This is a genomic window from Mycolicibacterium fallax, assembly GCF_010726955.1.
GTDB lineage: Bacteria > Actinomycetota > Actinomycetes > Mycobacteriales > Mycobacteriaceae > Mycobacterium > Mycobacterium fallax.
The window spans coordinates 2,053,347-2,069,406 of sequence record NZ_AP022603.1 but is presented as its reverse complement, the minus strand read 5'-3'; the positions used below and the strand labels follow the sequence as shown (position 1 = coordinate 2,069,406).

The following is a 16,060-nucleotide window of genomic DNA, read 5'->3' as shown; positions in this document are numbered from 1 at the left end:
CGCGGCCATGCCGATCGCGACGCCGTGGAGTGCCTCGCTGGGTCTGCGCCACCCGGTCGTCAACGCGCCGATGGGCGGCGCGGCCGGCGGCCGGCTGGCCGCCGCGGTCAGCGCGGCCGGCGGGCTGGGGATGATCGGGATGGGCTCGGCCGCCAGCGCCGAGGCACTGACCGCCGAGCTGGCCGAGCTCGGCGCGGTCCGGCCGTTCGGCATCGGCCTGGTGCACTGGGTGACCGAGGCCGCACCGGGTCTGCTGGACACCGCGCTGGCCGCCCGCCCGGACCTGCTGTGCGTCAGTTTCGGCGACGAGTGGTCCTGGGTGTCCCGGGCGCGCGCCGCGGGCATCAGCACGGCCACCCAGGTCGCCTCCGTGCCCGCGGCGCTGCGCGCGGTCGACGCCGGGGTCCAGGTGCTGGTGGCCCGCGGCGCCGAGGGCGGCGGGCACGGCGAGCCGCGGGTCGGCACGCTGCCGCTGCTGGCCGAGGTGCTCGACGCGGTCGAGGTGCCGGTGCTGGCCGCCGGCGGGATCGCCACCGGCCGGGCGCTGGCCGCGGTGCTGGCCGCCGGGGCGGCCGGGGCGTGGCTGGGCACGGTGCTGGCGGCCAGCACCGAGGCGCTGACCCGGCCCGCCGACCGCGATCTGCTGCTGGCCGCGGCGTCCACCGACACCGTCAACACCAGCGAGTTCGACCTGGCGCTGGGCTATTCGTGGCCGTCGTGGCAGCCGGAGCGGGTGCTCGTCGACGCCGACGGCGCCGCGCTGCCGGTCAACGCCGGCCAGGGCGTCGGGGCGGTGCGCGCCGCGCGTCCGGCCGCGGTGGTGCTCGACGACCTCTGCGGGCAGGCCGCCGGGCTGTTGGGGCGCTGGGCGCGCTGACCCGAGGCGGGCTCAGCGGGCCAGGCCGGCGCCGACGCTGCGACGGTTGATCGACCGGGCGACCATGATCAGGCTGAACACCACCAGGGTGCCGACCACTCCGACGCCCACCCGCACCGGCGTCGCGTCGGCGGCCGGGATCAGGGTGGCGGCGTTGACGGCGGCGGTCGGCTCGGGTTCGACGCGGGTCAGCGCCGGGTCGGGGTCGACCAGCTGGCCGATCGCGGTGCCGGGCGCGGTCGCGAAGCCGTAGTCCAGCAGCCGGGCGGCCTGCTCCCACGGCGCGATGGGCTGGCGGGTGCCGCGCAGCAGCACCGCCACCAGCCGGCGGCCGTCCCGCTCGGCCGCGCCGACGAAGGTCTGTCCGGCGTCGTCGGTGTAGCCGGTCTTGCCGCCGAGGGCGCCGGGGTAGTTGACCAGCAGCTTGTTGTCGTTCTCCAGCTCGTAGGCCGGGTGGTCGCCGGTCTCCGGGGTGAAGTGGCCGGGGAAGTTGTAGGTCCGGGTGGCCACGATCTGGGCGAACGTCGGGTTCTGCCAGGCGTACCGGTAGATCAGGCCGATGTCGTAGGCCGAGGTGCTCATGCCGGGGCCGTCCAGCCCGGACGGGGTGGCGACCCGGGTGTCGCGGGCGCCCAGCAGGGCGGCCATCGTGTTGAGCTTGCCCAGGGCCACCGGCATGCCGCCGAGCTGGCCGGCCAGCGCGTGCGCGGCGTCGTTGCCGGAGTGCATCAGCAGCCCGTGCAGCAGGTCGTTGACGGTGTAGGTGCCGCCGACGTCGACGCCGACCTTGGTGCCCTCGGAGCGGGCGTCCTCGACGGTGCCGGCGACCGGCTTGTTCAGGTTGAGTTCGTTGATCGAGGCCATCGCGGTCAGCGCCTTGATCACCGAGGCGGGCCGGTGCCTGCCGTGCGGGTCGCGGGCGGCGATCACCTCGCCGGAGTCCAGGTCGGCGACCAGCCAGGCCTCGGCGGAGACGTCCCCGGGCACCGGCGGGGTGTCGGCGGCGGTGATGATGCCGCAGCCGGCCAGATCGGACCCACCGACGGTCTTGGCGGGCACCGCCAGCGGGCCGGGTTCGGGCTCGCCGGGCTTGGGCACCTCGGAGGCGTCGACGGCCGGTGGGGTGGTGATCCGGAACGGGCATTCCGGGGCGGGCGGCTCGGGGTCGGCCAGCGCCGTGGCCGGGGTCAGCGCGGCCGGCGCGGCGGCGATGAACAGCGCCGCCGTCAGCGCCGCCAGCCGGGTCCGGGGGCTACGTGAAGTCAGCATGGTGAGGAGCAGAGTAGGCCAGCGGAGCGGCGATCTTGCCGCGCCGCGCTGTGGCTGGTGGGATTAAAGTTGCGATTGTTACTTGAGAGGCGGCGATTTCGGCGCCGGATCGATTGCTTGACCCAAAGCTGTTGCGCCGAGCCCTCGGCGTGCCCGACCCGATCCAACAGTGAGGACCCGCAGGTGCAACAGCACGACCATGACGGAAACCGCGCAGCGGCCTGGTACGAGAACTGGACCGAGGCGCCGGACTCGCCCTGGCGCGACCGCCCCGAACCCGCCGACGACCGGGACTACCGCACGCTGACCTATCGGCGCACCGGCCGGATCGCCCGGATCACCTTCAACCGCCCCGAGCAGGGCAACGCGATCACCGCGGACACCCCGCTGGACCTCGCGCACGCCGTCGAGACCGCCGACCTCGACCCCCGAGTGCACGTGGTGCTGCTGTCCGGGCGTGGCAAGGGCTTCTGCGGCGGCTACGACCTGCAGATCTTCGCCGAGGGCGGGGCCGGCGGCGGCGGGGTCGGTGAGCACGCCACCGCAGGCAGCGCCATCGACCCGGTGGTGCAGGCCAGCAACCACAATCCGTGGCGCGGCTGGGATCCGATGCTCGACTACGCGATGATGAGCCGCTTCAACAAGGGCTTCGCCTCGCTGCTGCACGCGAACAAACCGACCGTCGCGAAGATCCACGGCTTCGCGATCGCCGGCGGCACCGACATCGCGTTGTACTGCGACCAGATCATCTGTGCCGACGACGCGATGATCGGCTACCCGCCGACCCGGGTCTGGGGCATCCCGGCCGCCGGGATGTGGGCGCACCGGCTCGGCGACCAGCGGGCCAAACGCCTGCTGTTCACCGGCGATCGGATCAGCGGACGGCAGGCCGCGGAATGGGGGCTGGCGGTCGAATCCTGCCCGCCGGAGTCCCTCGACGAGCGCGCCGAAGACCTCGTCGAGCGGATCGCCCGGATGCCGGTCAACCAGCTGATGATGGCCAAACTCGCATTGAACTCGGCGCTGCTGGCGCAGGGCGTGGCGAACTCCACCATGATCAGCACCGTCTTCGACGGGGTGTCGCGGCACACCCGGGAGGGCTACGCCTTCCAGCTGCGGGCGGCGACCGTCGGGTTCCGCGAGGCCGTCCGGGAGCGTGACGAGCCGTACGGCGACCACAAGGGCAAGCCGGGGCCAACCGGGTAGGGGGCGTCGACCTCGGTCGTCAGCGGGCGGTATCGACGCGCCCGCTTCCTCCCTCGGTCTCCTTCGTCGACCTCGGTCGTCAGCGGGCGAACATCAGCGCCCGCTTGACCTCCTGGATCGCCTTGGTGACCTCGATGCCGCGGGGGCAGGCGTCGGTGCAGTTGAACGTGGTGCGGCAGCGCCACACGCCGTCGACCTCATTGAGGATGTCGAGGCGCTCGGCGGCCGCCTCATCCCGGGAATCGAAGATGAACCGGTGCGCGTTGACGATGGCGGCCGGGCCGAAGTAGGAACCCTCGCTCCAGAACACCGGGCAGCTCGTCGTGCAGCAGGCGCACAGGATGCACTTGGTGGTGTCATCGAAGCGGGCCCGGTCGGTCGGCGACTGGATCCGCTCGCGGGTCGGCGGGTTGCCGCTGGTGATCAGGAACGGCTTGACCGCGCGGAACGCGTCGAAGAACGGCTCCATGTCGACCACCAGGTCCTTCTCCACGGGCAGGCCGCGGATCGGCTCGATGGTGATGGTCAGCGGCTTGCCGTTCTTGGGCAGCAGATCGCGCATCAGAACCTTGCAGGCCAACCGGTTGACGCCGTTGATCCGCATCGCGTCCGAGCCGCACACCCCGTGCGCGCAGGACCGGCGGAACGTCAGCGTGCCGTCCAGGTAACCCTTCACGTACAGCAGCAGGTTCAGCAGCCGGTCACTGGGCAGGCACGGCACCCGGAAGCTCTGGAATCCGGCGGCGTCGGGATCCTCCGGGTTGAACCGGGCGATCTTCAACGTCACCATGACCGCGCCGTCGGGCACCGGGGGCAGCGGCGGATCGCCGGCTTCGGGCTGATCCACGACAGGTGCACTCATCAGTACTTCCGCTCCATCGGCTCGTACCGGGTCTGGACGACGGGCTTGTAGTCCAGCCGGATGTCGGACAGCAGTTCGGCACCTTCCTTGTAGGCCATGGTGTGCCGCAGGTAGTTGGTGTCGTCGCGGTTCGGGTAGTCCTCCCGGGCGTGGCCGCCGCGGGATTCCTTGCGGTTGAGCGCCCCGGCGACGGTGACCTCGGCCAGCTCCAGCAGGAAGCCCAGCTCGATGGCCTCCAGCAGATCGGAGTTGAACCGCTTGCCCTTGTCGTGCACGGTGATCCGGCCGTAGCGCTCCTTGAGCGCGTGAATGTCGGTCAGCGCCTGCTTGAGGGTCTCCTCGGTGCGGAACACCGCGGCGTTGTTGTCCATCGTCTGCTGCAGCGCACCGCGGATGTCGGCGACCCGCTCGTGGCCGTGCTCACCGAGGATGTCGCCGACCCACTCGACGACCATCCGCGCCGGCTCCGGCGGCAGGTCGACGAAGTCGTGGCTGGCGGCGTACTCGGCGGCGGCCAGGCCGGCCCGCCGACCAAACACGTTGATGTCCAGCAGCGAGTTGGTGCCCAACCGGTTGGCGCCGTGCACCGACACGCAGGCGCACTCGCCCGCCGCGTACAGGCCCGGCACGTAGTTGTTGTTGTCCCGCAGCACCTGGCCGTGCACGTTGGTGGGAATACCACCCATCACGTAGTGGCAGGTCGGGTACACCGGCACCAGCTCGGTGACCGGGTCCACGCCCAGGTAGGTGCGGGCGAACTCGGTGATGTCGGGGAGCTTGGCCTCCAGCACGTCGGCGCCGAGGTGCCGCACGTCGATGTAGACGTAGTCCTTGTTCGGTCCGGCGCCGCGACCCTCCAGCACCTCGATGACCATCGAACGGGCCACGATGTCGCGCGGGGCCAGGTCGACGATGGTCGGTGCGTAGCGCTCCATGAACCGCTCGCCGTCGGCGTTGAGCAACCGGCCGCCCTCGCCGCGCACGGCCTCGGAGATCAGGATGCCCAGGCCGGCCAGGCCGGTCGGGTGGAACTGGTGGAACTCCATGTCCTCCAGCGGCAGGCCCTTGCGGAAGATGATGCCCAGCCCGTCGCCGGTCAGGGTGTGCGCGTTGGAGGTGGTCTTGTACATCCGCCCCGAACCGCCGGTGGCGAACACGATCGCCTTGGCGTGGAAGATGTGGATGTCGCCGGTGGCCAGCTCGTAGGCGATGACACCGGTGGCGACCGGGCCCGACGGGGTGTCGGTCAGCGTCACGTCCAGGGCGTAGAACTCGTTGAAGAACTCCACGTCGTGCTTGACGCAGTTTTGGTACAGCGTCTGCAGGATCATGTGGCCGGTGCGGTCGGCGGCGTAGCAGGCCCGGCGGACCGGGGCCTTGCCGTGGTCACGGGTGTGACCGCCGAACCGGCGCTGATCGATGCGGCCCTCGGGGGTGCGGTTGAACGGCATCCCCATCTTTTCCAGATCCAGGACGGCGTCGATCGCCTCCTTGCACATGATCTCCACGGCGTCCTGGTCGGCGAGGTAGTCGCCGCCCTTGACGGTGTCGAAGGTGTGCCACTCCCAGTTGTCTTCCTCGACGTTGGCCAGCGCGGCGCACATGCCGCCCTGCGCCGCGCCGGTGTGGGAGCGGGTCGGGTAGAGCTTGGTCAGCACGGCGGTGCGGGCCCGCGGGCCCGCCTCGACCGCGGCGCGCATCCCGGCGCCGCCGGCGCCGACGATCACGACGTCGTAGCGGTGTTCCTGAATCATCGAGGATCCTCCCGGGTTAACCGATGTTCGGGTTGAACGTCACCAGGACGTAGCTGCCCAGGACGACGGTGAACCCGGTGGCCAGCAGCAGCAGCGAATTCAGATAGAACTTGGTGGTGTTCTTGCGGGTGTAGTCACCGATGATGGTGCGCATCCCGTTGGCACCGTGCAGCATCGCCAACCACAGCAGGGACATGTCCCAGATCTGCCAGAACGGCGAGGCCCAGCGCTCGGCGACATAGTTGAAGTCGATCCGGTACACGCCGTCGGACCACATCAGCATGATGAACAGGTGGCCGATGACCAGGAAGACCAGCGCCACACCGGAGAACCGCATGAACAGCCAGGCGTACTTCTCGAAGTACGGGACGCCGCGCGGCCGGCGCGGGGCGCGCGGGTGATCCAGGGCGGCCGGCCGGTCGTATTCCTTCTCCAGCACGGGGGCGGCGCGGCCGTCACGGTGATGGGGAGTCCACGGGGCAGTCATCTACAGGAACCTCTCTGCCATGTGCATACCCAGCACGACCAGCGCGGGAACCATGACCACCAGCCACACGGCGGCGACGGCGATCAGCATCTTCTTCTGATGACGCGGGCCCTCGGACCAGAAGTCGATCAGGATGACCCGGATACCGTTGAGGGCGTGGAACAGCACGGCCGCGACCAGCCCCACCTCCATCAGCCCGACCAGCGGAGTCTTGTAGGTGCCGACGACGGCGTTGTACGCCTCCGGGCTGACCCGCACCAGGGCGGTGTCCAGCACGTGCACGAACAAGAAGAAGAAGATGGTCGCACCGGTGATTCGGTGCAGTACCCACGACCACATGCCCGGGTCGCCCCGGTACAGGCTGCGTCGGCGTCGGGTGCCCGTCTTGGCGGGCTCTGCCGGTGCCGCTGCTGTCATCAGCGCCTCCAACGTCGTCGGTGGACGCCGGGGAGGCGTGCCCACCCCGGCGTGGCGGTGTTTCAAGACTCCCGGAGCGAGGGCAAGTCAACCGGGAAGACCGTCGGGTGGACTCTAGTCCCATTGCGCGGCGGCGAACCAACCGACTCGGTGGTATGGGCAATGACGAAACGGAGGGGTCAGGTTTGGCTATCCTAGCTTACTTGCGCGTAGCGGTGACGGTCGGAATGGATTCAGAAGAACGGGACCGATAATGCCGACAGAATCATCGATCGACTGGAAGCTGTTGCGCGACAGTGCAATAGCGGTTTCGGCCCGGGCCTACGCGCCGTATTCCGGGTTCCCGGTCGGGGCCGCCGCGCTGGTCGACGACGGGCGCGTGCTGACCGGCTGCAATGTGGAGAATGTCTCATATGGCCTGGGTCTCTGCGCGGAGTGCGCTGTGGTCTGCGCCCTGTTCGCCGGCGGCGGCGGACGGCTGCGCGCGCTGGCCTGTGTCGACGCCGACGGGCGCGCCCTGATGCCGTGCGGACGGTGCCGACAACTGCTGCACGAACACGGCGGACCGGACCTGCTGGTCGACACCGGGGCCGGCCCGCGCCGGCTGGCCGAGCTGCTGCCGGACGCGTTCGGGCCCGAGGATCTGGACCGGGTGCGCCGATGAACGCGGGTCGCCCGTCGGCGGAAAAGACGCCGCCTCCGTTCGACGCGCGGGATCAGATGTCGCGTCGCCCGTCGGCGGAAAAGACGCCGCCTCCGTTCGACGCTCCGACCGTGATTCGGATGAAGAGGGATGGCGGGCGCCTGCCCGACGCCGCCATCGACTGGGTGATCGACGCCTACACCGCGGGGACCGTCGGCGACGAACAGATGGCCGCCCTGCTGATGGCGATCTTCCTGCGCGGCATGGACGCCGAGGAGATCACCCGCTGGACCGCGGCGATGATCAACTCCGGGCCCCGGCTGGACTTTGCCGACCTGCGCGGGCCCGGCGGCAAGCCGCTGACGCTGGTGGACAAGCACTCCACCGGCGGGGTCGGCGACAAGATCACCATCCCGTTGGTGCCGATCATCGTGGCCTGCGGCGGCGCGGTCCCGCAGGCCTCCGGCCGGGGACTGGGCCACACCGGCGGCACCCTGGACAAGCTGGAGACCATCCCCGGGTTCTCCGCCGAACTGTCCGTCGCGCAGATCCGCGACCAACTGGCCGGCATCGGTGCCGCGATCTTCGCCGCCGGCGAACTGGTCCCGGCCGACCGCAAGCTGTACGCGCTGCGCGACATCACCGCCACCGTCGACTCGCTGCCGCTGATCGCCTCGTCGATCATGAGCAAGAAACTCGCCGAGGGCACCCGGTCGCTGGTGCTCGACGTCAAGTCCGGCTCCGGGGCATTCCTGCAGGATCCGGCGGAGGCGGCCCGGCTGGCCAGCACCATGGTCGGACTCGGCGCGGCCTACGGGGTGCCGACCCGGGCGCTGCTCACCGATATGTCGGTGCCGCTGGGCCGGATGGTCGGCAACGCCGTCGAGGTCGTCGAATCCGTGCAGGTGCTCGCCGGCGGCGGGCCGCCCGACGTCCTCGAGCTGACCCTGGCGCTGGCCGCCGAGATGCTGGACCTGGCCGGCCTGGACGGCCGCGACCCCGCCGACACGCTGGCCGACGGCACCGCGATGGACGCCTACCGGGCGTTGGTGCGCGCCCAGGGCGGCGACCCGGACGCGCCGCTGCCGACCGGCGCCTGCACCGAGACCGTCATCGCGCCCGACTCCGGGGTGATGGGCGACATCGACGCGCTGGCCGTCGGCAGGGCGGTTTGGCGCCTCGGTGCCGGACGCACCGCGCCGGGCGACGCGGTCGCCGCCGGGGCAGGCATCGAACTGCACCGCCGCCCCGGCGAGCCGGTGGCCGCCGGCCAACCACTGTTCACCTTGTCCGCCGATACTGCCGAGCGGCTGGCCCCGGCGCTGGCCGAGCTCGACGGCGCCTGGAGCATCGGGGCGCTGCCCCCGCCACCCCGGCGACTGCTGCTGGGCCGAGTTGAGGAGTGACGCCGTGACCACCGAACTGGACCTCGGCTCGATCCGGCACGCGCCGAAGGTGCTGCTGCACGACCACCTCGACGGCGGACTGCGCCCGGACACCGTGCTGGAACTCGCCGAGCGGGCCGGCTACCGCGAGCTGCCCGCCGACGAGCCGGTGGCGCTGGCCGACTGGTTCCGCACCGCCGCGCACAGCGGCTCGCTGGAGCGCTACCTGCAGCCGTTCGCGCACACCGTCGCGGTCATGCAGACCGCCGAGGCGCTGCATCGGGTGGCCTACGAGTGCGTGCGGGACCTGGCCGCCGACGCGGTGGTCTACGCCGAGGTGCGATTCGCCCCGGAACTGCACCTGGCCGCCGGGCTGACCCTGCCCCAGGTCGTCGAGGCGGTGCTGGCCGGCTTCGCCGCCGGCCAGCAGGACGCCGCGGCGGCCGGCACCCCGATCGTGGTCCGCACCCTGGTCACCGCGATGCGCCACGCCGCCCGCTCGCTGGACATCGCCGAGCTGGCGATCGACTACCGCGACCGCGGGGTGTGCGGCTTCGACATCGCCGGGGCCGAGGCCGGTCACCCGCCGACCCGCCACCTCGACGCCTTCGAGCACATCCGGGAGTACAACGGGCACTCCACCATCCACGCCGGCGAGGCGTTCGGGCTGCCGTCGATCCACGAGGCGCTGGCGTTCTGCGGCGCCGACCGGCTCGGGCACGGGGTGCGGATCGTCGACGACATCACCGAGGCCGCCGACGGCGGCCAGCGGCTGGGCCGGCTGGCCGCGCTGGTCCGCGACAACCGGGTGCCGCTGGAGCTGTGCCCGTCGTCGAACGTGCAGACCGGGGCGGTGCCCAGCTTCGCCGAGCACCCGTTCGATCTGCTGGCCCGGCTGCGGTTTCGGGTCACCGTCAACACCGACAACCGGCTGATGAGTGACACCAGCATGAGCCGGGAGATGCTGCGACTGGTAGAAACCTTCGGCTACGGCTGGGCCGACCTGCAGCGGTTCACCATCAACGCGATGAAATCCGCGTTTTACCCGTTCGATCAGCGGCTGGCGCTGATCGACGACGTCATCAAGCCCCGCTACGCGGTGCTGATCGGCGGTTAGCGGCCGCGACTCATTCCCGGCGCAGCCGTGACTCCACGAAGCGCTCCAGCGCCTCGTAGGCCTCGGCGGCCCGCTGCGCGGAAACCTCGACCTCGGCGTCGTCGAGCACCCGGCTGACGAACCCGCCGAACGGCTGCTCCGGGTCAAGGGCGGTGTCGACGGTGTCGTCCTCGGAGTAGTCACCGACGTCGCGCAGCAGCTCGACGGCCAGCTCCAACTGCTGGTGATCGACCGCGTCCGGGCCGTCGGCGATGTCGTCGGCCAGCCCGGTCAGCACGTAGACGTTCTCGTCGGTCACCTTCACCACCAGCGAGCCGTCGTTGGCGGCGGTGCGGATGTCGTCGTAGGTGACCAGGTTCGCCAGGTCGTGATCGTGCTCGTCGGCCAGGTAGCGGGCCAGTGCGCGCTCGGAGCCGAACACGCTGATCCGGCCGTTGCGGCCGAGGAACAGCGGCCGGTCGCCGAAGTAGCAGCGCAGCGAGTACAGCGTGCCGGTGCCGAACATCAGCCGGACCGGGTCGATGCCGACCCGACCCCAGAAATCGGCGTCGCTGCCCAGCACCGCGGTGTCACCGGCCGCCCGGGCGTCGTTGGTCTCGTCCTGGTCATCGTCGTCCTCGTCGGAGGTGTCCTCGTCGACCGCGAGGATCTCCTCGATCTCCTCGGGCTCCGGCGGATCGGCGGCCAACTGCTCCTTGGCGGCGTCCACCGCCGACTCGTCGACCTCCGGGCTGGTGAGCACCTCCTCGATCGCGCCGAGCACCTTCTCCCAGTTCCGTCCGACGATCTCGGCCAGCGCCGCCCAGCGCTTGCGTCCGACCCGGCCGCCGAACTCCAGCACGCCGTTGTTCAGCATGGCCAGCGACGGGTTGCCGTTGAAGAACTTCGTCACCGGCGGCAGCTCACACACCGAGCCGATCGCCGACACCACCGCCAGGATCGCGGCCAGCGCGGACACCGACTCTTCCGTCGGCTTCCCGGCGAACAGTTCCTCGACGCCGACCAGGTCGAACCGGTGCTCCTCGTCGGGGTCCAGGGCGTGCGCGTTGGCCTCGGTCAGCGCCGCCCAGGCCGGGTGATCGTTCAGATCGTTGGCCGCACCGGACCGCACGAACGCGGTCAGCTCGGCCACGCTGTCGAAGCCGTACAGGTCCTCGTCGTTGCCGAGGAAGGCCTCCCACTCGTCTCCGGCGTCGCGCCACGGCGGGGCCCAGATGGTGAACAGGTCGCCGGCGGTCACGCTCAGCCGGATCGGTACGAGGTCAGCTGCCATGCGGGCAAGGATAACGGCGCTGTTGTCGAAGGTGCGCACCCCGGCTCGGCTATCTCGTAGGGTTTGCCCGCATGGACATCCGCGTCGTCGACCATCCGCTGGCCGCGGTTCGGCTGAGCACCCTGCGCGATCGCGACACCGGCGACGCGGCGTTTCGGGTGGCCCTGGCCGAGCTGGCCACCATGCTGGTCTACGAGGCCACCCGCGATCTGGATCGGGTCGGCTACCCGGTCGCCACCCCGCTGACCGAGACGCTCGGCTACCGGCTGGCCACCCCGCCGCTGCTGGTCCCGGTGCTGCGCGCCGGGCTGGGCATGCTGGCGGCCGCCCAGGCGCTGCTGCCGGAGTCGCGCTGCGGGTTCATCGGCGTGGCCCGCGACGAGCACACCCACCGGGCCGACGAATACCTGGTCTCGCTGCCCGAGGACCTGCGCGGCACCCCGGTGCTGGTGCTGGACCCGATGCTGGCCACCGGCGGGTCGATGGTCGATGCGCTGCGCCGGCTGGCCGAGCGGGGTGCCACCAACGTGACCGCGGTGTGCGTGGTGTGCGCGCCGCAGGGGCTGGCGGCGGCCGAGGCGGCGATGCCGGGGCTGCGGCTGATCACCGCCGTCGTCGACGACGGCCTCAACCCGGATGCGTTCATCGTGCCGGGGCTCGGCGACGCCGGGGACCGCCAGTTCGGGCCGCGCTGAGCCGATCCGATCACCCCGCCGACGTCACAGCCCGGCGATGGTGGCGGCCAGCAGCGCGCCCATCGCCGCCGCCGAACGACGGCCGGCCGCCAGCACCTCGGCGTGCGACAGCGGCTCACCGGTCATCCCGGCCGCCAGGTTCGTCACCAGCGACATCCCGAGCACCTCGGCGCCGGCCGCGCGCGCGGCGATCGTCTCGTGCACCGTCGACATCCCGACCAGGTCCGCGCCGAGGGTGCGCAGCATCCGGATCTCGGCCGGGGTCTCGTAGTGCGGGCCGGGCAGGCCGGCGTAGACGCCCTCGGCCAGGGCCGGGTCGACCCGGCGGGCCGCCGCCCGCAGCCGCGGCGAATACGCGTCGACCAGGTCGACGAACTGGGCGCCGACCAGCGGTGACCGGGCGGTCAGGTTCAGATGGTCGGCGATCAGCACCGGCTGACCGACGGTGTACTCCGGGCGCAGGCCGCCGGCGGCGTTGGTCAGAACCACCGTGCCAGCCCCCGCCGCGCACGCGGTGCGCACCGGGTGCACGACGTCGGCCGGTGGGTGGCCCTCATAGCCGTGGATGCGGCCCAGCAGCACCAGCACCCGGTGCGCGCCGATCCGCAGCGACCGCAGCTGCCCGCCGTGGCCGGCGGCCGTCGGCGCGCTGAACCCGGGCAGCTCGGCCATCGCCAGCACGGTGTCGGGCGCCCCGAGCGCATCGGCGGCCGGCGCCCAGCCCGACCCCAGCACCACCGCCACGTCGTGCTCGGGGACGGCGGTGCGCTCGGCGATCACCGCGGCCGCGGCCGCGGCGGACCGCATCGGGTCGGGGCTCATGGCCGGGCAGCTTAATCCGCGGGGGTCGCGGGTGGGATACTGCACCAATGCCGATCGCCGCCGCCGCACCCGGGGGAGGCAGGACGTGAGCATGACCCAGATCGCGGAGGGCTGGCTGGCCCGCAACGTCGATGACGTCGTCGCCTGGCGCAGGCACATCCACGCCCACCCCGAACTGGGCCGTCGGGAACACGCCACCACCGCCTTCGTCGCCGAAAAATTGGCGGCGGCCGGCCTGTCGCCACGGCTGCTGCCCGGCGGCACCGGCCTGACCTGCGACATCGGCCCGGACTTCCGGCCCCGCATCGCGCTGCGCGCCGACATGGACGCGCTGCCGATGGCCGAGCAGACCGGCCGGCCGTTCAGCTCGACGGTGCCCGGCGTCGCGCACGCCTGCGGGCACGACGCGCACACCGCGATGCTGCTGGGCGCCGGGCTGGCGCTGGCCGAGGTGCCCGACCTGCCGGTCGGGGTCCGGCTGGTGTTCCAGCCGGCCGAGGAGCTGATGCCCGGCGGCGCGCTGGACGTCATCGCCGCCGACGCGCTGGCCGGGGTGTCCCGGATTTTTGCGCTGCACTGCGATCCGCGGCTGGCCGCCGGCAAGGTCGCGATCACCGCGGGCCCGATCACCTCGGCCGCGGACTGGCTGACCGTCACGCTGTCCTCACCGGGCGGGCACACCTCCCGGCCGCACCTGACCGGCGACCTGGTCTACGCGCTGGGCACGCTGATCACCGGGGTGCCCGGCGTGCTGTCCCGGCGGATCGACCCGCGGGACTCCACCGTGATGGTGTGGGGCGCGGTGAACGCCGGGATGGCGGCCAACGCGATCCCGCAGAGCGGGACCCTGTCGGGCACCGTGCGCACCGCCAGCCGCACCGCCTGGGCGCAGATGGAGGACCTGGTCCGCGAGGTGGTGGACTGCCTGCTGGCCCCGCTGAACATCGAGCACACCGTGCAGTACACCCGCGGGGTGCCGCCGGTGGTCAACGACGAGGTCAGCACCCGGATCTTCAGTCACGCCATCGAGGACGTCGGGCCCGACGCGTTGGCCGACACCCGCCAGTCCGGCGGCGGCGAGGACTTCTCCTGGTACCTGGAGAAGGTGCCCGGCGCGATGGCCCGGCTGGGCGTGTGGAGCGGCGTCGGCCCGCAGCTGGACCTGCACCAGCCCAACTTCGACATCGACGAGCGGGCCCTGGCCATTGGGGTTCGGGTGCTGGTCAACCTGGTGCGGCAGAGCGCCGCGTTCTGATCGCCCGCTATGCCGGGGTGCCGGGCCCGATGTTGCGGGCCGGCCGGGTGCGGATGTGGTGCACGTACTCCCCGGGCGCGCCGGCGATCTCGGCCGCGTCGGCCATCACCCCGAGATAGCGCGCCGAGGGCAGCCCGCCCTCCCAGGCGTCCACGACATACAGCCAGGCCAGCACCGGATCGGTGGTGGTGTCCGAGGATTCCCGATGCACCCGGCAGCGGATCTTCTTGTGGATGCCGAGCTCGGAGCCCTCCCAGCGGTCCAGGCTCTTCTCGTCCTCGGAGGTCATGTCGTAGAGCACCACGAACACCCGCGAGCCGGGATCCTGAACGACGGTGGCCAGCGCGCCCTCCCAGCCGATGTCGGCACCGCCGAAGGTCAGCCGCCAGCCGTGCAGCCAGCCGGTGCCCGCCATCGGGGAATGCGGGGCCCGCTCCAGCATCTGGTCGGGATGCATGTTGGACCCGTAGGCGGCGTACAGCGGCACGGGCTGATCTTAAACGGGGCCGCGGTTCGCCGTCCGCCGGTGGGGGCCGCTCGCAGGCGATAGGTTGATGCCCGTGATAACCCGGATTGTGGTCATCGGCGGTGGACCGGCGGGCTACGAGGCGGCGCTGGTCGCCGCGGCGCGCGGGCCCGAGGTCCGGGTGACGGTGGTGGATTCCGACGGCATCGGCGGCGCGTGCGTGCTGTGGGACTGCGTGCCGTCCAAGGCGTTCATCGACGCGACCGGGGTGCGCACCGAGCTGCGCCGCGCCGAGGGCCTGGGCTTCGACATCGGCGTTGACGACGCGACGGTCACCCTGCCCGAGCTCAACCGGCGGGCCCTGACGCTGGCGGTGTCCCAGTCGGTGGACATCGGCACCCAGCTCAGCAACGCCGGGGTGACCATCGTGCGCGGGCGCGGCGAACTCGTCGACGACGTGCCCGGGATGGCGCACCACCGGGTCCGGGTGACCGCCAGCAACGGTCAGGTCGGGGTGCTCAAGGCCGAGGTGGTGCTGATCGCCACCGGCGCGAGCCCGCGGATCCTGCCGAACGCGGTGCCCGACGGCCAGCGGATCCTGACCTGGCGTCAGCTCTACAACCTCGCCGAACTGCCCGAACACCTGGTGATCGTCGGCTCCGGGGTGACCGGTGCGGAGTTCTGCAACGCCTACACCGAGCTCGGCGTGACCGTCACCGTGGTGGCGAGCCGGGACCTGATCCTGCCGCACGAGGACCCCGACGCCGCCGCCGTGCTGGAGCAGGTGTTCGCCGAGCGCGGCGTCACCCTGGTCAAGAACGGCCGCGCCGAATCGGTGACCCGCACCGCCGACGGGATCAAGGTGGCGCTGGCCGACGGCCGGGAGGTGCACGGCAGCCACGCCCTGATGAGCATCGGCTCCACCCCGAACACCGCCGGGCTGGGGTTGGAGAACGTCGGCATCGAGCTGACGCCCAGCGGGCACATCCCGGTGGATCGGGTGTCGCGGACCCCGGCGTCGGGCGTCTACGCGGCCGGTGACTGCACCGGGCTGCTGCCGCTGGCGTCGGTGGCCGCCATGCAGGGCCGCATCGCGATGTATCACGCCCTCGGTGAGGGGGTCAATCCGATCCGGCTGCGGACGGTCGCCTCGGCCACCTTCACCCGGCCGCAGATCGCCGCCGTCGGGATCCCGCAGCGCGCCATCGACGACGGGTCGGTGCCGGCGCGGACCATCATGCTGCCGCTGACCACCAACGCGCGGGCGAAGATGAGCCTGCTGCGGCACGGTTTCGTCAAGATCTTCTGCCGGCCGGCCACCGGCGTGGTGATCGGCGGCGTGGTGGTCGCGCCGATCGCCTCCGAGCTGATCCTGCCGATCGCGCTGGCCGTGCAGAACCGGATCTCGGTGACCGATCTGGCCCAGACGCTGTCGGTGTACCCGTCGCTGTCCGGGTCGATCGTGGAGGCCGCGCGCCGACTGATGGCCCACGACGACCTGGATTAGGCCGTAGTCTGGTGCCCGTACCGAC

At 71.7% G+C, this 16,060-nt stretch carries 16 protein-coding genes; 8 read left to right on the top strand and 8 right to left on the bottom strand.

What is annotated here, in order from left to right; translation table 11 throughout:
* Window positions 1-7 precede the first annotated feature (7 nt).
* A complete protein-coding gene (locus G6N10_RS09780) occupies window positions 8-877 on the top strand; it encodes a nitronate monooxygenase (RefSeq protein ID WP_085095319.1) in 870 nt (289 codons plus the stop codon).
* A 12-nt stretch (window positions 878-889) separates the two neighbouring features.
* On the opposite strand, the gene G6N10_RS09775 is transcribed toward G6N10_RS09780, so the two are convergent.
* Window positions 890-2,146: a D-alanyl-D-alanine carboxypeptidase family protein gene (locus G6N10_RS09775; RefSeq protein WP_085095318.1), complete on the bottom strand. Its 1,257-nt coding sequence runs from the start codon at window positions 2,144-2,146 to the stop codon at window positions 890-892.
* 183 nt (window positions 2,147-2,329) lie between these two features.
* On the opposite strand from G6N10_RS09775, the gene G6N10_RS09770 reads away from it, so the two are divergent.
* Window positions 2,330-3,352, top strand: a complete 1,023-nt coding sequence (locus G6N10_RS09770; protein WP_085095317.1) for a crotonase/enoyl-CoA hydratase family protein — start codon at window positions 2,330-2,332, stop codon at window positions 3,350-3,352.
* 79 nt (window positions 3,353-3,431) lie between these two features.
* Here the strand turns inward: G6N10_RS09770 and G6N10_RS09765 are convergent, their stop codons facing one another.
* The 4 genes from G6N10_RS09765 to sdhC are packed head-to-tail and all read right to left on the bottom strand — an operon-like array spanning window position 3,432 to window position 6,872.
* Window positions 3,432-4,214, bottom strand: a complete 783-nt coding sequence (locus G6N10_RS09765) for a succinate dehydrogenase iron-sulfur subunit (RefSeq protein WP_163742361.1) — start codon at window positions 4,212-4,214, stop codon at window positions 3,432-3,434.
* Window positions 4,214-5,968, bottom strand: coding sequence for a succinate dehydrogenase flavoprotein subunit (sdhA, locus tag G6N10_RS09760; RefSeq protein WP_085095315.1), 1,755 nt, complete (start codon window positions 5,966-5,968; stop codon window positions 4,214-4,216). The genes G6N10_RS09765 and sdhA overlap by 1 nt, the downstream gene beginning before the upstream one ends.
* Window positions 5,969-5,984: 16 nt before the next feature.
* Entirely contained in the window at window positions 5,985-6,455 is a 471-nt protein-coding gene (locus G6N10_RS09755; protein WP_085095314.1) for a succinate dehydrogenase hydrophobic membrane anchor subunit, read from the bottom strand.
* Entirely contained in the window at window positions 6,456-6,872 is a 417-nt protein-coding gene (gene sdhC / locus G6N10_RS09750; protein ID WP_085095421.1) for a succinate dehydrogenase, cytochrome b556 subunit, read from the bottom strand. It abuts the gene before it with no gap.
* A 253-nt stretch (window positions 6,873-7,125) separates the two neighbouring features.
* On the opposite strand from sdhC, the gene G6N10_RS09745 reads away from it, so the two are divergent.
* From G6N10_RS09745 to G6N10_RS09735, 3 genes are read left to right on the top strand one after another with little or no spacing between them, the layout of a single operon-like run.
* Complete coding sequence (locus tag G6N10_RS09745; RefSeq protein WP_085095313.1) at window positions 7,126-7,536, top strand: cytidine deaminase; 411 nt, start codon at window positions 7,126-7,128, stop codon at window positions 7,534-7,536.
* Window positions 7,537-7,592: 56 nt separating this feature from the next.
* Entirely contained in the window at window positions 7,593-8,921 is a 1,329-nt protein-coding gene (locus G6N10_RS09740) for a thymidine phosphorylase (RefSeq protein WP_085095311.1), read from the top strand.
* A 4-nt stretch (window positions 8,922-8,925) separates the two neighbouring features.
* Window positions 8,926-10,017, top strand: a complete 1,092-nt coding sequence (locus G6N10_RS09735) for an adenosine deaminase (RefSeq protein WP_085095309.1) — start codon at window positions 8,926-8,928, stop codon at window positions 10,015-10,017.
* A gap of 10 nt (window positions 10,018-10,027) precedes the next feature.
* Here the strand turns inward: G6N10_RS09735 and G6N10_RS09730 are convergent, their stop codons facing one another.
* Window positions 10,028-11,290, bottom strand: a complete 1,263-nt coding sequence (locus tag G6N10_RS09730; RefSeq protein WP_085095307.1) for a SatS C-terminal domain-containing protein — start codon at window positions 11,288-11,290, stop codon at window positions 10,028-10,030.
* A gap of 71 nt (window positions 11,291-11,361) precedes the next feature.
* On the opposite strand from G6N10_RS09730, the gene upp reads away from it, so the two are divergent.
* On the top strand, window positions 11,362-11,985 hold the full coding sequence (gene upp / locus G6N10_RS09725; RefSeq protein WP_085095294.1) for a uracil phosphoribosyltransferase: 624 nt from the start codon (window positions 11,362-11,364) through the stop codon (window positions 11,983-11,985).
* Between the two features lie 24 nt (window positions 11,986-12,009).
* Here upp and G6N10_RS09720 read toward each other — a convergent pair whose 3' ends face one another.
* A complete protein-coding gene (locus tag G6N10_RS09720; protein ID WP_085095292.1) occupies window positions 12,010-12,807 on the bottom strand; it encodes a purine-nucleoside phosphorylase in 798 nt (265 codons plus the stop codon).
* A 91-nt stretch (window positions 12,808-12,898) separates the two neighbouring features.
* Here G6N10_RS09720 and G6N10_RS09715 point away from each other — a divergent pair, with 91 nt between their 5' ends.
* Window positions 12,899-14,062 carry a M20 family metallopeptidase gene (locus tag G6N10_RS09715; RefSeq protein WP_275994593.1) on the top strand — a complete coding sequence of 388 codons (1,164 nt, stop codon included), beginning with the start codon at window positions 12,899-12,901 and terminating at the stop codon, window positions 14,060-14,062.
* A gap of 7 nt (window positions 14,063-14,069) precedes the next feature.
* Here the strand turns inward: G6N10_RS09715 and G6N10_RS09710 are convergent, their stop codons facing one another.
* On the bottom strand, window positions 14,070-14,549 hold the full coding sequence (locus tag G6N10_RS09710; protein WP_085095288.1) for a gamma-glutamylcyclotransferase family protein: 480 nt from the start codon (window positions 14,547-14,549) through the stop codon (window positions 14,070-14,072).
* A 73-nt stretch (window positions 14,550-14,622) separates the two neighbouring features.
* On the opposite strand from G6N10_RS09710, the gene G6N10_RS09705 reads away from it, so the two are divergent.
* Window positions 14,623-16,035, top strand: coding sequence for an NAD(P)H-quinone dehydrogenase (locus G6N10_RS09705; protein WP_085095419.1), 1,413 nt, complete (start codon window positions 14,623-14,625; stop codon window positions 16,033-16,035).
* Window positions 16,036-16,060 lie beyond the last annotated feature (25 nt).

Coding starts and splice junctions, on each gene's coding strand:
- G6N10_RS09755 (WP_085095314.1), bottom strand. CDS start 6,455: ATGACTGCCCCGTGGACTCCCCATCACCGTGACGGCCGCGCCGCCCCC.
- sdhC (WP_085095421.1), bottom strand. CDS start 6,872: ATGACAGCAGCGGCACCGGCAGAGCCCGCCAAGACGGGCACCCGACGC.
- G6N10_RS09715 (WP_275994593.1), top strand. CDS start 12,899: ATGACCCAGATCGCGGAGGGCTGGCTGGCCCGCAACGTCGATGACGTC.
- G6N10_RS09745 (WP_085095313.1), top strand. CDS start 7,126: ATGCCGACAGAATCATCGATCGACTGGAAGCTGTTGCGCGACAGTGCA.
- G6N10_RS09740 (WP_085095311.1), top strand. CDS start 7,593: ATGTCGCGTCGCCCGTCGGCGGAAAAGACGCCGCCTCCGTTCGACGCT.
- G6N10_RS09780 (WP_085095319.1), top strand. CDS start 8: ATGCCGATCGCGACGCCGTGGAGTGCCTCGCTGGGTCTGCGCCACCCG.
- G6N10_RS09730 (WP_085095307.1), bottom strand. CDS start 11,290: ATGGCAGCTGACCTCGTACCGATCCGGCTGAGCGTGACCGCCGGCGAC.
- upp (WP_085095294.1), top strand. CDS start 11,362: ATGGACATCCGCGTCGTCGACCATCCGCTGGCCGCGGTTCGGCTGAGC.
- sdhA (WP_085095315.1), bottom strand. CDS start 5,968: ATGATTCAGGAACACCGCTACGACGTCGTGATCGTCGGCGCCGGCGGC.
- G6N10_RS09775 (WP_085095318.1), bottom strand. CDS start 2,146: ATGCTGACTTCACGTAGCCCCCGGACCCGGCTGGCGGCGCTGACGGCG.
- G6N10_RS09765 (WP_163742361.1), bottom strand. CDS start 4,214: ATGAGTGCACCTGTCGTGGATCAGCCCGAAGCCGGCGATCCGCCGCTG.
- G6N10_RS09720 (WP_085095292.1), bottom strand. CDS start 12,807: ATGAGCCCCGACCCGATGCGGTCCGCCGCGGCCGCGGCCGCGGTGATC.